The sequence below is a fragment of the Pseudarthrobacter sp. rb genome, from assembly GCF_056389225.1.
Genome location: NZ_JBWJAR010000004.1, coordinates 278458 through 293057 on the forward strand (window position 1 = coordinate 278458; position 14600 = coordinate 293057).

A 14600-nucleotide genomic window follows, 5' to 3' on the forward strand; every position below is an offset into this window, starting at 1 on the left:
GAATGGAGAGCCCCGAGTGGCAGTTGGTCGAACTTCCTAGGACGGCCAGTCCACCAGTGTTGACCGGATCAGGAAGCGTTTACCTTCAGGCGCTTCAACGGAAAAGCCGCTCCCGCGTCCGGGTACGACGTCGATGGTCAGATGGGTGTGGCTCCAGTAGTTGAACTGCTCCCGGGACATCCAGAACTCCAGCGGCAGGGGCTGCAGACCGTCCGAAAGGTCGAACAGCCCCAGCAGGACATCCGCGTCCCCCGTGATGAAGTCCCCGGCCGGGTAGCACATGGGCGAGGACCCATCGCAGCAGCCGCCGGACTGGTGGAACATGAGCGGCCCATGCTTGTCCCAGAGCATCCGGAGCAGGTCCACGGCAGCCGGCGTGAGCGCCACCCGGGAGAAATCCTCCCCGGGCAGCGTCACGGCGGCAGCGAGCTCTTCAGCCGGCATCAGAACCTCAGCACCACGCGGCCGTCGATCTTGGCGTGCTTCATCTCATCAAGCACGGCATTGACCTCCGACAGTTCCCGCACGGACACGGTGGGGTGGATCTTCCCCCGGGCATAGAAGTCCAGGGCTTCCTCCATGTCCTGCCGGGTGCCGACGATCGAGCCGCGGACAGTCAGTCCCTTGAGCACAATCTCGAAGATCGGCGCCGGGAAATCCCCCGGCGGCAGTCCGTTGAACACGATGGTGCCGCCGCGGCGGGCCATCCCGATGGCCTGTCCGAACGCTGACGGGTGCACCGCAGTGACCAGAACTCCATGGCAGCCTCCTGTCTCCCGCTGGATTACCTCCGCCGGGTCCTCATGCAGGGCGTTCACCGTGAGTTCAGCGCCGTGGGCCTTGGCCAGGGCCAGCTTGTCGTCGGCGATGTCCACGGCCGCAACCCGGAGTCCCATGGCCACGGCGTACTGGACTGCGATGTGCCCCAGGCCGCCGATGCCGGAAATGGTGACCCACTGGCCCGGCCGGGCCTCGGTCATCTTCAGCCCCTTGTAGACGGTGACGCCGGCGCAAAGCACCGGCGCCACCTCGACGGGGTCGGATCCCGCCGGTATGCGCGCCGCGAACCGGGAGTCCACCAGCATGTACTCCCCGAAGGAGCCGTCCACGCTGTACCCGCCGTTCTGCTGCGCCTCGCACAGGGTTTCCCACCCGGTTCGGCAATACTGGCAGTCGCCGCAGGCCGACCACAGCCAGGCGTTGCCCACCATGTCACCGATGGCGAGGTTGGAAACCCCCTCACCCAGGGCCACTATTTCACCCACCCCTTCGTGCCCGGGGACGAACGGAGGGGAGGGTTTGACGGGCCAGTCGCCTTCCGCGGCATGGAGGTCGGTGTGGCAGACGCCGGTGGTCAGGACCTTGACCAGGGCCTGTCCCGGCCCCGCCGTGGGAATGGCGATGTTTTGGATCGACAGGTCCGTGCCGAATTCGGTTACTACTGCTGCTTGCATTGTCGTCGTCATTGGCGAAATCCTTGCGTCGTTGTAGTGGTGCGGGCTTCGGCCTAGAAGAAGCCCAGCTTGTTTTCGTCGTAGCTGACCAGGAGGTTCTTGGTCTGCTGGTAGTGGTCCAGCATCATGGCGTGGTTCTCGCGCCCGATGCCGGAGGACTTGTAGCCGCCGAAAGCGGCACCTGCCGGGTAGGCGTGGTAGTTGTTCACCCAGACGCGGCCGGCCTGGATCTCGCGGCCGGCGCGGTAGGCCACATTGCCGTTGCGGGACCAGACGCCGGCGCCCAGGCCGTACAGGGTGTCATTGGCGATGCCCATGGCGTCGTTGTAGTCACTGAACCGGGTCACCGCCACAACGGGGCCGAAGATCTCCTCCTGGAAGATCCGCATCCGGTTGTGGCCCTCGAACACGGTGGGCTGGACGTAGAAGCCGCCGGCGAGGTCCCCCGGGAGTTCGGCGCGGGCGCCGCCGGTGAGCACCTTGGCGCCTTCCTGCTTTCCGATGTCGATGTAGGACAGGATCTTCTCCAGCTGGTCGTTGGAGGCCTGCGCGCCAACCTGCGTTTCGGTGTCCAGCGGGTTGCCCTGGATCATCTTCTCCACCCGGGCCACGGCGTCGGCCATGAAGGACTCGTAGATGTCCTCCTGCACGAGGGCCCGCGAGGGGCAGGTGCAGACTTCGCCCTGGTTGAAGGCGAAGAGTGCGAAGCCTTCCTGGGCCTTGTCGTAGAAGGCGTCGTTTTCCTGGGCAACGTCGTTGAAGAAGATGTTGGGGCTCTTGCCGCCCAGTTCCAGGGTGACGGGGATGAGGTTCTGGCTGGCGTACTGGCTGATGAGCCGGCCGGTGGTGGTTTCACCGGTGAAGGCGATCTTCCGGATCCGGGGGCTGGATGCCAGCGGCTTGCCGGCCTCCACGCCGAAGCCGTTGACCACATTCAGCACGCCGGCGGGCAGCAGGTCCCCGATAAGTTCCATCAGCACCAGGATGGAACTTGGCGTCTGTTCCGCGGGCTTGAGCACCACGGTGTTGCCGGCGGCGAGCGCGGGCGCCAGCTTCCAGACGGCCATCAGGATGGGGAAGTTCCAGGGGATGATCTGGCCCACCACGCCGAGCGGTTCGTGGAAGTGGTACGCGGTGGTGTTGTCATCGAGCTGGGACAGGCTGCCCTCCTGGGCGCGCACCGCGGAGGCGAAGTAGCGGAAGTGGTCCGAGGCCAGCGGCAGGTCGGCGTTGAGGGTTTCCCGGATGGGCTTGCCGTTGTCCCAGGTTTCGGCCACGGCGAGCATCTCGAGGTTCTCGTCGATGCGGTCGGCGATCTTGTTCAGGATGGCGGCGCGTTCCGCCACGGAGGTCTTGCCCCAAGAGGGTGCGGCCTTGTGTGCCGCGTCCAGGGCGAGCTCGATGTCCTCCGCGGTACCGCGGGCCACCTGGCAGAACGCCTTGCCCGTCACCGGGGTGATGTTTTCGAAGTACTGGCCCTTGACCGGGGGCACCCATTCGCCGCCAATCCAGTTCTCGTAGCGGTCCTTGAAGGTGACCTTCGAACCGTCGGTTCCCGGCTGTGCGTAAACGGTCATGTGCTTAGCTCCTTTGCTGTGCAGAAGGCTGGCCCGTAGGGGCGCTCGCCGATGAACCCAGCGTAGGAGGAGCAACGTTGCAGCAAGGTTGCGAGGGTGAGATCCAGATCACAGAGCCGTGGTCCGGCCCGAATCGAGCGTCAGGCGCCCAGTTCGGCTTCCAGCCGTTCCAGGTCGGCTACGACGGCGGCCCGCTTGGGTGAGCGCGGCGGCAGGAGGCGGAGCGCGGCGCGGCGGATGACGACGTCGTCCCTTGCTTCGGGAAGCGCAGCGTACTTGAGCAGGGACTCGGCGCTGCCGTCCGTGAGGACCGCTTCCCGGAGCAGGGACGAAACCCTGTTCCTGAGGTCGACAACGCCTGGCGCCTCCGAGCGCGGGAGTACCTCGCCGCGGTAGATCTCCAAGGCAATCCGGTGTGCGCCGCGCTGCAGGCAGCTGAGCACCTGGCCGGTATCCGGCACCAGGTCCAGCGGGAGCCGGTACGGGCGGGAGCCGGGGACAGCGTCGGGACTCAGCTGCTGGATGACCTTGCGCAGGCGGACCATCTCGGCCCGCAGCGTGATGGTGGAGCCCTCCCCGGGGTACAGCAGCAAGCCCAGTTCCTCGGCAGTGAGCCCGTCCGGGTGAGAGCTCAGCAGGGCGAGGATCTCGCTGTGCCGTGCTGACAGGGAAACGGTCCTGCCACCCAGGCTGAGCAGTGCCTGGTCGCGGCCCAGCAGCTGCAGGCTGTTCCGGTAGAGGCTGCCTTCGCTGGCACCCGGGCCTTGCCTGCCGGCGGCAGCCGGGGACCGTCGTCGTACTGGCTTCCTGGCGAGCTCCGCCGCAAGCTGCAGGCGCTCCACCCGCAGCTGCGCCTGGGCGGCAGCAACGGTGGCCTCCACCAGCGACAGCGTGTGCGGCGCCACCGCGGTGTCCGTCCCGGTGATGTCCACGACGCCGAGTACAGCGCCGGAGTCGGGGTCATGGAAGGGGACGGCGGTGCAGCTCCAGGGGTGCACTGCCCGCTGGTAGTGCTCGGCGCCCGCGATCTGGATCCCCCGGCCCAGGGCAAGGGCGGTGCCCGGCGCGCTGGTGCCGACGCTGGCCTCGGACCAGTCGGCACCGGGGACGAACATCATGCCTTCGGCCCGGCGTTGGAGGGTGGGGTCGCCATCCACCCACAGCAGCCTGCCCACCTCGTCGCCCACCGCAACCAGGAGCCCGCTGTCGTGGCTGGGCTGGACCAGGAGTTTGTTGATGACCGGCATGATCGCGGCCAGGGGGTGCTGCCGCCGGTAGTCCTCCAGCTGGTCCCAGTCGAATGCCAGCGGCGCGGCAACGTTGTCCGGATTGGCCTTGAAGCTTGCCGACCGCTGCCAGGACTCCTTGATGAGGTTGCGCAGCCCGGGGATCTCGGGGGTGAGGTTGCCGGGGTCCGACCCCAGGCGCTCGTGGCCGGCCAGTGCGGCACGCTGGCGCGGTTCAGGATGGAGCAGGTTCGTCATCGAACTCCCGTTCCGGAGTCTTGTCCGGCTGTGCAGGGCTGGAGGGTGGCCAAGTCAGCATAGCTGGACAACAACCTCGTGTCACCGGCCTGCCCTGACCAGCTCTTCCAGGGCGTCCGCCCCCGCCGCTGCTCCCCCGGCGGCCGCGTAGCCATCCGCCACCCGGCGCGCCCCCGGCGCCTTGCCCAGGGCTTGGTGGACGGCTTCCCGGAGCCGCTCCGGCGTGAGGTGCTTCCGGCTGAGCCGCACTCCGGCGTCGGCCGCCACTACCCGTGCGGCCACCTCGTGCTGGTCGCGGCCGAACGGGACCACCACCACGGGCACTCCCTTTGACAGGGCCTTCTGTGTTGCCCCCATGCCGCCGTGAGTGATGGCAACGGCGGCGCGGTCAAGGACAGGGCCGTGCGGCACGAAATGTTCCAGCCTGGCATTGGACGGAACGGGCTGGAAACGGTCGAGGCCGGCGGCCCTGGCGGCACCCGCAGAGCCGGCTTCGGCTGCAGGCAACGTGGCGACGACGGTATAGGGCTCCCCGGCCAGGGCCGCCAGGGCGGTCCGGACGATGGCGTCATCCGCCTGGTACTCGGAGGACGTGGTCACCAGGACGACCGGAGCGGTGGCCTCCCCGAGCCACGAGGGAGTTTCGGCCGGCGGCTCCCATTCCAGGGCGCCGATCATGCGCACATCCGGAGCCCAGTCCGGGTGCGGATATTCGAACGGCCCGGCGGTGGCCACGAGCATCAGCGGGGCGGTGCGGAACATGGAGTTGGCGCCGGTGACCGGGGGAAGCATGCCGCCGGAGATGTCGGCCCGCAGGGCGTTGATCCGGGGCAGCATCAGCTTCTCGACGGCGCCAATCACCAGGCGCCGCACCACCGCATCCCGGGCCATGCCGAGCGGACCCGGCAAAGGAGCCAGCCCCGGCCCGAACGGGGGCGTACCCCTTGAGGGCAGCGGCGGGGTGTAGGGGCTGAAGGTTGCCCACGGCAGCCCTGAGTGTTCTGCCAGGATGCGCGCGCCCCAGGCGTTGATGTCGACCAGGAGCAGGTCCGGCCTTATCCCCTCAATGGCGCGCTGCAGGTCCGGCGCATCGAACCGGGCGCGGGCGGCGAAGGTCTCAACGCTGGAGGCCAGGGCAGCCTTCGGGTTTGTGGCGCGGTAGTCCGTGGCCTCGATCGCAAGAATCCTGCCGTCCACCGGCCCGGCGTGGAACCCTGACTCCGTGAGCTGTGGAACCTGCCGTGGCAGGGTGCGGATGTGGACATCATGGCCGCGGGCCTTGAGTTCCGCGAGCAGCGGAACCATGGGGAAAAGGTGGCCTATGGCAGGTGAAGTGTAGGCAAGGACGGTGGACATCAGGGCCTCCGCGTGAACGGTTCCAGCATTTCGAGCAGGGAGTCGGCCACCTGGCCGCGGCTGAGCCCGGCATCGAGGCGGAGCAGCTTCCAGGTGTAGACGTCGCAGAGGGCGACGAACTGGGCCAGCCGGCGGTCGTGGTCCGGGCTGCCCTTCAGGGGGTCAAGGAAGGGGCCGAAAACGCGGCGGCACCATTCGCGGTGCAGGTGGCGCGCTCCCCCGGTGATTTCCGCCAGGACGGGGGAGGTTTGTTCCTCGGCGAGCAGCTTCAGTGCCAGCGCGCCGGTGGTTTCGTAGTGTTCCAGGAGGTTGTCGACGGCGGCGGGCACGTCGCCGGGAGGAACAGCGCTGCGCTGGCTGTCCACCCTGGCCGTGGCAGCCTTGGCGCTGGCGTCGATGAGGGCGGCGCGGTCCCCGAACCTGCGGATGACGGTCTGGACGGTGACGCCGGCGCGGGCAGCCACCGCACCCAGCGTGACGTCGGCGAGCGGCCCCTCCATGAACAGGTCTTCGGTGGCCTGCAGGATCCGGCGACCGGTTTCCTCGGCAGAGGTGGCGCGCTTCGGGGAGCTGTAGGGACGGGTTCCGGCCCCGACCGTATTCATGTTAACCAGATTAACTCGAATACTCCGCCGGGGGTAGGGGTCAGCCGCGGGAAATGCGGATCATCTCCTCGCGCGGCACCACCTTGATACGCTCGCGGACCACGTGGTCCAGGCCCTCGGGTCCGGTCCAGGCGGCACCCAGGCCCGCCTCGTGGGCGTCGAGCTTGTTCCACCCTTCCCAGGTGGTGTATTCGATGCCGCGCTCTTCCAGCAGGTCGATGATGGCCTGGGGATCCGGGTTCCTGGCCGCCGGGAGGGTGAGCCGGTCCTCCAGCAGGAAGCCGATGGTCTCCAGCGCATCGCCCTTGGTGTGGCCGATCAGCCCCACAGGTCCGCGCTTGATCCAGCCCGTGGTGTAGATGCCCGGAACGGGGTTACCCCCGGCATCGAGGACCCGGCCGCCTTCGTTCGGGATGACGCCCCGCTTGGCGTCGTACTCCAGTTCGTCCAGCGCGGAGCCGTGGTAGCCGATGGCCCGGTAGACAGCCTGGACAGGGTATTCAACGTACTCTCCCGTGCCCTTGGCATTGCCGGTCCCGTCCAGCTGCATGCGCTCGAACTTGACGCCGCCCACCTTGCCCGTGCCGTCGTCGAGCACTTCAACGGGGCTGTGCAGGAAGTGCAGGTGCAGCCTGCGGGACGAGGGGTTCTCCGACTCCGCATGCTCCTCCACCAGCCAGTTGGTGAGGGTGTTCACCATGGTCTTGACCTGGTTGTTGCTGCGGATGGCCTCGTCCGAGGCGTCGTCGAATTCAAAATCCTCGGGGTAGAGGACGATGTCGACGTCGTCCATGTGGCTCAGTTCCCGCAGCTCCAGCGGGGTGAACTTGACCTGGGCGGGGCCGCGGCGGCCAAAGACGTGGACGTCCGTCACCGGGGACGCCTTAAGGCCGGCGTACACGTTGTCCGGGATCTCGGTGGTGAGCAGCTCCTCGGGGTGCTTGACCAGCATGCGGGCCACGTCCAGGGCCACGTTGCCGTTGCCGATCACCGCGATTTCCCTGGCCTCCAGCGGCCACTCGCGGGGCACGTCCGGGTGGCCGTCGTACCAGGACACAAAGTCGGCGCCGCCAAAGGAGCCGCGCAGGTTGATGCCCGGAATGTCCAGGTCCGCGTCCTTGATGGCGCCCGTGGAGAAGATGACGGCGTCGTAGAAGGCCCGGAAATCGTGCAGCGTGAGGTCCCGGCCGTAGGTCACGTTGCCCAGGAACCGGATGTCGCCCCGGTCCAGGACCTTGTGCAGGGCGTTGACGATGCCCTTGATGCGGGGGTGGTCCGGGGCTACGCCGTACCGGATCAGGCCGTAGGGTGCCGGGTAGGCCTCGAAGAGGTCGATGCTGACCTGGAAGTCGCCGTCCTTGACCCCGCTGGACTTGGTGAGGATGTCCGCAGCATAGACTCCTGCCGGTCCCGCGCCGATAATGGCGACGCGGAGGGGACGGTTGGCGGCGGTTTCGCTGTGATTGGACACCGGGAACCCTTCTGAACTGGTCCTGCTCATGTTTCATGAGGGTGCGCCGCATGGTGCAGCGCATAGTCCCCCATTCTAGTTGGCGCCCAGGGCCACTACCTTGCCCTCGCGGTACAACAGCGCCCTGAGCTCAGCTTCCGCCGAGTCCAGCCGTTTCGGATCGATGGTTTCGCCGTCATGGTAGTGGTCCAGCACCCGCGGGTCCACGTAGCTCTTGCGTGCAATGGAGGGAGTGTTTCCCAGCGTCTCCGCCGCGTCGTACATGGCGCGGCTGATGGCCCGCTTCCGCTTTGCCGCCGTCCGCTGGACTCCGGTCCTCGCCAGGCTTTCCGCGGCCGCCACGGTCCCGCGCAGGGTCCGGAAGTCCTTGGCGGTGAAGTCTGAGCCGGTCCGCTCCTTCACGTAGGCGTTGATATCCGCACTGGTGACCGGACGCCAGGTCCTGCCCTCCTTGTAAGCCAGCAGCCTCGCGTTCGGTCCCCGCCGCTTGAGCAGGCGCAGGAGGGCGGCGAGGTCGGCGTCGCGGATTTCCGATTCCCAGTCCTTGCCGCTCTTGGCCGGGAAGCGCAGGAGGATCCGGTCCTTGCGCACCTGGACGTGGGCGCACAGCAGCGTGGCCAGCCCACGGCTTCCGTTCTCGTTGGTGTACCTCTCCGAGCCCACCCGCAGCGAGCCGGTGTCCAGCATCCGGAACGCCGCCGCCAGGACGCGGTCGCGGGTGAAGCCTTCACTGCGCAGGTCCATGGTCACCCGCCGCCGGGCCGCGGGCAGTGATTCGGCCAACTGGAGGGACCGGTCAAACTTCACCCGGTCGTTACGCTCGCGCCACTCCGGATGGTAGATGTACTGGCGGCGGCCCACGGCATCCACGCCGGTCGCCTGGATGTGCCCGTTCTCGAAGGGGGCGATCCAGACGTCGGTCCAGGCCGGCGGGATGCCGATACTTTCCAGGCGGTCGCGGATAGGGCCGGGCGGCAGCGTGGAGCCGTCCAGGTCCCGGTAACTGAAGCCCTTGCCGGCGGGCACCCTGCGGTAGCCGCGGCCCGAGGCGTTGCTGCGCCGGAGCCTCATGGGCTGGGCTCCGGGGAAGGCGCACGTGTCATGAAAGCAAGCCTACTGATTATTTTCCGGAATACCGCCTGTCTGCTGGAATACCTGCCCACCGGATGCTGTTATGGACTTCGTGCCTACGCCAGAAGGAACCTCCCCCGCCACGCCCGTTGCTACCCCCGCAGCCGCGCCGCCGGCCGGTGAGGGGCCCCGGGCTGTCGCCAAGGATTCGACGACCGGCATGCTGTTCGGCATCGGCGCCTACGTTCTGTGGGGGCTGCTCCCGCTGTACTTCTTCATCCTGATGCCGGCGGGCGCCGTCGAAATCGTGGCCAACCGGGTGGTGTGGTCCCTGCTGTTCTGTGCTCTCCTGATCACGGTGACCAGGGCGTGGGGTGTGCTCGCGGTGGCGCTGAAGGACCGACGGGTCTTTGGTTCCCTGGCCCTGGCGGCATTCCTGATTGCCATCAACTGGCTGACCTACACGTACGGCGTCACCACGGGGCAGGCCGTGGAAACGTCACTGGGCTACTTCATCAACCCGCTCGTCTCTGTGCTGCTGGGTGTGCTGGTCCTGAAGGAAAGGCTGCGGCCGCTCCAGTGGGCCGCCGTCGGCGTCGGCTTCGTAGCGGTGGGCGTGCTCACCTACTCCTACGGGAAGCTGCCATGGATTGCCCTGACCCTGGCGTTCAGCTTTGGCCTGTACGGCTTCGTCAAGAACCGGGTGGGATCGAGGGTGGACGCCATCACCAGCCTCAGCGTGGAGACGATGGTGCTCGCCCCTCTGGCCGCCGTGGCCATGGTGGTCCTGGCCGCAGGCGGCAGCTCCACGTTGACGTCCGAGGGACCAGGACACTTCTGGCTGCTGCTGGCATCGGGCGTGATCACCGCCGTCCCGCTGCTTTTCTTCGGTGCGTCCGCACGGCGGCTGCCCATGACCACCATCGGACTGCTCCAGTACTTTGCCCCGGTCCTGCAGTTCGTGGTGGCGCTGCTGGTCTTCCGGGAGGCCATGACGGTTGAGCGCTGGATTGGTTTCGGGGTGGTGTGGCTGGCCCTGCTGCTGCTGACCCTGGACATGCTGCGGACGGCTCGCAGGAACTCGGTGGCCCGCAGGGCGCTCCGCAAGGCGGCCTGATCAGCCGCCCCTCAAGCGAAGTAAACCTCCGCAGCTACCGGAATTCTTGCGGACGGAAACATTGCATTAACCTGGGTTTTGTACCGGTTTACCCATTGTTGCTTGGCCTCGAGGCCTTGCGTCCACTCCCACTGCATGAGCTTCCTGGACTGGAGGAAGCCTTCGTCCGGCTGATGATGCTGGTTGTAAGGGAAATCTGAGTAAAACACCACCGGTCGCCCTAGTTGGCAACCCACAATTCTGGTAAGTAGATGATCGACGTGCTTGCCCACGGCCAGCGGGCTGAACACCAGCCCCGGGCTATCCTCCTCAACAATCCCCGAGAGAGCTGACAGCAGTTCCTTGACCAGGTTGGCGTCCCCTCTCGAGATCCTTCCTAGCGCGATGTCAAACCTGTAAGTGGGGTAGCGGTGTACCAACTCCGGCAGCGTTTTGGAAAGGACAGAACTACCGATTCTCCGGTTATCCCTGCGCCGGAACAGTGCATCCTGGGCGCCAAGATGATGGAAGCTGGCTCCAAGGTCTGCAAGCGCATCCGCATCTTCCTGCCGCCGCGCCGCAAAGAGGGATGGGGCATCCGGCGCGGAGCACTGCCGCAGGTAGGACTTAGCCGCCCTCGTATGCGGACCTGGGCTGCATTCCGTAAACAGGGTGGCCACAATCAACTTGCGGTTGCCGGCTTGTGCCTCCAGCAGTGCAGCGCAGGAAAGAATGGCGTCGTCCAGGTGTGGTGAAAGCACCAGCCATGGCTCCGAGGTGGACAGGGAACGTTCAAGGGCGAACGGGATGGCTTGGCTCATGAGTCTGACCTTTCTTTCCGGCGCGCTTCACCGCTGGAGGTGGCGCTGACGGCTCGGCGAGCACTGCCCGGTAGACATTCAATTGAAGGGAAGCCAGGTCGTCCCAATTCAGGGTTGCGGCGAAAGTCCGGCCTGCAAGACCCGCCGCAGCGAGGTCCGCGTCTGCCGAATAGCGCTTGACGAGTTCCGCGGCCAGGGCACCGACATCAAAAGGCTCTACAAGCCAGCCGCAACCGGGTGCAATCACTTCGCGCAACCCGGGAATGTTGAAGGCTAGTACGGGTGTTCCGCAAGCCAGAGACTCAAGGGCGACCATTCCGAACGTCTCCGCCCGCGAAGGGACCACGGCCAGTCTTGCTGCCCCCAGTAACGCAAACTTCTCCCTACCGGTTATCCAACCGCTCAACCGAACGCGATTGGAGAGGCCGGCGGCAATGACGGCGTCGCGAATGCAGCGTTCGTCCGGTCCTGTCCCAGCGATGATGAGAGTCCCGTCAATCTGCTTTGCCGCCTCAGCCCAGGCCTGCAATAGCAAGTCCAGGCCCTTCCCGACGAGTTCCAAGCGTCCGAGATAAACGACATCGTGGCCAACCACCAAGGGAACTTCCAGGGCAGCCCTGTCGACCCCATTCGCGATAACAGTCACCTGCGCACTCGGGTTCATCCTCAGTAACTGCCCGGCCGTTGCCTGGGAGACTGCGACCATGCGCCGGTGCTGCCGAACCCCGGCGTATTCGATCCAATGCAACGGAACCTTATACTGACGCGCTTTTTCGCGTGCGTGCAGCCACTGCACCACTCCGACTGTGGGTTTGCCGGTCCACAGCGGTGCAGCCATCGTCGAAAAAGGCGCAAAAAAGTCTTCAACTACCAAATCAGTTGCGGCTCGTCGTTTTCTAACTTCGGCGGGTAACCGCAGGCAGTATCCCAAAAGTCTGCTTAGCCTGGTCCTCCCCGATCCAAAACCAATAGGTATATATCGCACTCTGTCCTGTGTCCTGGCCGTCCACCCGCGATATCTAGTCGTCAAAACGGTCACGTCTGTCCCTTGTGCGACGATGCGCTTGTTCATCTCGTGTGTTCGGATAGAGCCTCCCCCTGCTCCGGGCATTTGCGGATCTTCAAAGCCAAGATGAAGTACTCTGATTCGCTCGCCCGGTTCACGCAAGGTTCCGCTATTGGCTGCCTTCCTTGCCTTCATGGACGAAATCCGCTCGGTGGCCCGGCCAGGAGGTCGCTACCGGTCGCAGGCCACAGCACAGCGTCATAAACACCCAGCGTTTCGAGGGCTGCGGAGATTTCAAACTCGTCGCAACCCTTGAACACCACCACCATTGTTGCCCCGTCCTGGGCTACCTCATCGGTTGCTTTGAGAATGGCGGATACGTCTGCACCTGTAGGAAGGTTGAAGCGCGCCACTGTGGAAATATCCCTGCTGACTGCCTTTCGTGTAGACCGTCCCCGGGATAAAGCGACCTGTGTCTCCTCTGCCAACACCCCCGCGAGTAAGAGGGCGCTCCGGTCCCAGGTGAAGCAGCGAGCCCACTCTTGACAGGCTTGAGCGTAAGCACTTCTGACCGTGGCGTTGGATAGCTCAGACAGTCTCTTCGTCAGGGCGCCTTCCAAATCCTTGGCGGAGTCGACAAGCCAGCCAGTGACGCCATCAATTACGCTGTCCCGGATCCCGGGCACCCTCAGTGCAAGGCAGGGCACCCCCCAAGCGGCGGCATCTATGACGGAACACCCCCAGCCCTCGGCGTCCGAGGCATTCATGGTGAGCCAGGCCCGGTTCAGCAGCGCGTTCCTGACATGGTCCGGCTGGTAACCGTGGAACGTGAAGTGTGAATGCATACCGAGGTCCAGGACCACCTGCTCCAATCGCCTGCGCTCCGGCCCGTCTCCTACAATTTCAGCCCGGAGGTTTGGGATATCTGACGCTGCTGCAGCGATTTGGCCGAGCATGATGTCGACCCTCTTGTGCGGCACAAGACGGCTGACGATGGTGATGGTAGGGTCCTGATCCCGGGGTCCAACTGTTTCGGGCACCGTATCCGTGCCGTTGGGAACAATGTGGACGGGCCCTTGGTACCCCAACTTGCGAAGTTCCATCCGGGTGGAGGGGGAAACGGCTGCTGTGGCATGCGGACCGTAGACTGCCCTCGCCACGGTGCCCTCTAAATACCTGCCAACGGCAGCGACGGGAGCCGGGAACCGCGTACGGAATTGTTTCTGGTGCACGTGGTGAACCACCTGCACCACTGGCGTTCGTTTCCGTGCAAAAAGCGGGGAAAAGAATGGAATGCCGTTTTGGCAGTCTACGATGACGTCAGTCTTTCGCCTTGCCCATAGAATCCTCATCGCAGCGTGCGCATACAGCGTCAGCGGACCGCCTCGACGAAGGACGCGAACGCCATCGATCGTGGCCTCGCGGGCCTGGTGGGCGTCTTTGCTGGTAAACCAGGTTACGTCGGCCCCCGACTCAACCCACCGTTTCGAGATGTTGTGCATGTATTGTTCTGCACCACCTGCCTGGGAATGGTCGATATCCCGCCAGTTCAGTACGAGCACGCGTTTTCCCACCAACGCCCTCAGTGGCGCGCCCTGCAGCGCAGGCATCACAGCATCCGATGCAAATGCGCGAGGGAAGCGAAACTGGCTATTCCATCACGTACCGGATGGAAAGTAGACCCGGGCCCGTCCGTCCATGCCACAGGAATTTCGACTATGCGCCCACCTTCCTGCTGCAGGCGGCGAAGTAGTTCGACGTCAAAGGCAAAGCTGTTGGTTCTGCACTGGACCATGGCCTGGGTAACGGCGCGGCGTTCGAAAAACTTGAAGCCGCACTGCGTGTCGCAGATACCGTGGACCATAGAGTTTGTGACAACACGGAAGGCAGCCCCGCCTAGCCTCCGTCCGAACTGCTGGGGCCGGACAAAAGTTGAGCCGGGAGAGTGACGTGACGCTATAACGGCCGCGGCCCCAAGTTGAAGGTGCTTCATCGCGGCAATCAACGCGTCCAAGGGCGTGGCCAAGTCGGCGTCAAAGAACCCCGTATATACGGACGTTCCACTAAGCATTCCTCTTCGGACAGCCGCCCCTTTTCCAGCGTGGGAACACCCGATCAGAACAATGGGAACACCGCTCTTTGCAGCGTGCATTCGCCGCGTAACGTACGCCGTTTCGTCCGCGCTTCCGTTGTCAACGACAACTATGCGAGAACTCCAAGGCTGGGCCGCCAGGAAATCAACTGTGCTGCCAAGTGTGAATGGCAGCCGGCCCGCCTCGTTATAGGCGGGAATCACAACTTCCAGGTCTACCGGTGTCCGTCGCCCGAAGTTGAACGGGTCGCGCCCATAAAGCGCCTCCTCGATTCCGGGGGTTCCTGCAAAACCAGAAGTGTCGAAGTTCTTCATTCGAGTCTCCCCAATCTGGCGTCAACTGTCCTGATGTCCCCGTAGATCCAAGCTACGTTTCGTCATTGAGCCCAAACAGAGGTATGCGGTACGCAAAAACAATTCGGGGGGTACTAAGAAGATGCTTTGGGGGCACCGCTGCTTTGCCGCCGGCGGTGGCCTGTTGTTAGGTAGTTGACGTCGTGCGGCAAGGGGGCGTAGGTACCCCCCCAAGCGAGGTTTTCCCGGCAGCACAAAAGGGCAGCACCCCCG

At 65.1% G+C, this 14600-nt stretch carries 13 protein-coding genes; 1 reads left to right on the plus strand and 12 read right to left on the minus strand.

The features are described 5' to 3' along the window. Window positions 1-36 precede the first annotated feature (36 nt). The 8 genes from ACWRN3_RS08130 to ACWRN3_RS08165 form a co-directional block, all read right to left on the minus strand. Entirely contained in the window at window positions 37-444 is a 408-nt protein-coding gene (locus ACWRN3_RS08130) for a DUF779 domain-containing protein (protein WP_476740317.1), read from the minus strand. Beyond that, on the minus strand, window positions 444-1466 hold the full coding sequence (adhP, locus tag ACWRN3_RS08135; RefSeq protein ID WP_476740318.1) for an alcohol dehydrogenase AdhP: 1023 nt from the start codon (window positions 1464-1466) through the stop codon (window positions 444-446). Before adhP ends, ACWRN3_RS08130 begins: the two co-directional genes overlap by 1 nt. 41 nt (window positions 1467-1507) lie before the next feature. After that, window positions 1508-3031 carry an acetaldehyde dehydrogenase ExaC gene (exaC, locus tag ACWRN3_RS08140; protein ID WP_476740319.1) on the minus strand — a complete coding sequence of 508 codons (1524 nt, stop codon included), beginning with the start codon at window positions 3029-3031 and terminating at the stop codon, window positions 1508-1510. 140 nt (window positions 3032-3171) lie between these two features. Further along, window positions 3172-4515: a helix-turn-helix domain-containing protein gene (locus ACWRN3_RS08145; protein WP_476740320.1), complete on the minus strand. Its 1344-nt coding sequence runs from the start codon at window positions 4513-4515 to the stop codon at window positions 3172-3174. An 81-nt stretch (window positions 4516-4596) separates the two neighbouring features. Further along, window positions 4597-5871, minus strand: a complete 1275-nt coding sequence (locus ACWRN3_RS08150; protein ID WP_476740321.1) for a glycosyltransferase — start codon at window positions 5869-5871, stop codon at window positions 4597-4599. Further along, window positions 5871-6476, minus strand: a complete 606-nt coding sequence (locus ACWRN3_RS08155; protein WP_476740322.1) for a TetR/AcrR family transcriptional regulator — start codon at window positions 6474-6476, stop codon at window positions 5871-5873. Before ACWRN3_RS08155 ends, ACWRN3_RS08150 begins: the two co-directional genes overlap by 1 nt. A gap of 40 nt (window positions 6477-6516) precedes the next feature. Beyond that, complete coding sequence (locus tag ACWRN3_RS08160; protein ID WP_476740323.1) at window positions 6517-7977, minus strand: FAD-dependent oxidoreductase; 1461 nt, start codon at window positions 7975-7977, stop codon at window positions 6517-6519. A 45-nt stretch (window positions 7978-8022) separates the two neighbouring features. Continuing rightward, on the minus strand, window positions 8023-9018 hold the full coding sequence (locus ACWRN3_RS08165) for a DNA topoisomerase IB (RefSeq protein WP_476740324.1): 996 nt from the start codon (window positions 9016-9018) through the stop codon (window positions 8023-8025). Window positions 9019-9121: 103 nt separating this feature from the next. Here ACWRN3_RS08165 and rarD point away from each other — a divergent pair, with 103 nt between their 5' ends. After that, window positions 9122-10135 carry an EamA family transporter RarD gene (gene rarD / locus ACWRN3_RS08170; protein ID WP_476740325.1) on the plus strand — a complete coding sequence of 338 codons (1014 nt, stop codon included), beginning with the start codon at window positions 9122-9124 and terminating at the stop codon, window positions 10133-10135. Window positions 10136-10146: 11 nt separating this feature from the next. Here rarD and ACWRN3_RS08175 read toward each other — a convergent pair whose 3' ends face one another. From ACWRN3_RS08175 to ACWRN3_RS08190, 4 genes are read right to left on the minus strand one after another with little or no spacing between them, the layout of a single operon-like run. Beyond that, on the minus strand, window positions 10147-10935 hold the full coding sequence (locus ACWRN3_RS08175; protein WP_476740326.1) for a PIG-L deacetylase family protein: 789 nt from the start codon (window positions 10933-10935) through the stop codon (window positions 10147-10149). Continuing rightward, window positions 10907-12136, minus strand: coding sequence for a glycosyltransferase family 4 protein (locus ACWRN3_RS08180; protein WP_476740327.1), 1230 nt, complete (start codon window positions 12134-12136; stop codon window positions 10907-10909). The genes ACWRN3_RS08175 and ACWRN3_RS08180 overlap by 29 nt, the downstream gene beginning before the upstream one ends. Then, entirely contained in the window at window positions 12133-13503 is a 1371-nt protein-coding gene (locus ACWRN3_RS08185; protein ID WP_476740328.1) for a glycosyltransferase family 4 protein, read from the minus strand. The genes ACWRN3_RS08180 and ACWRN3_RS08185 overlap by 4 nt, the downstream gene beginning before the upstream one ends. Before the next feature lie 47 nt (window positions 13504-13550). Continuing rightward, entirely contained in the window at window positions 13551-14348 is a 798-nt protein-coding gene (locus ACWRN3_RS08190) for a glycosyltransferase (protein WP_476740329.1), read from the minus strand. Between the last annotated feature and the right edge of the window lie 252 nt (window positions 14349-14600).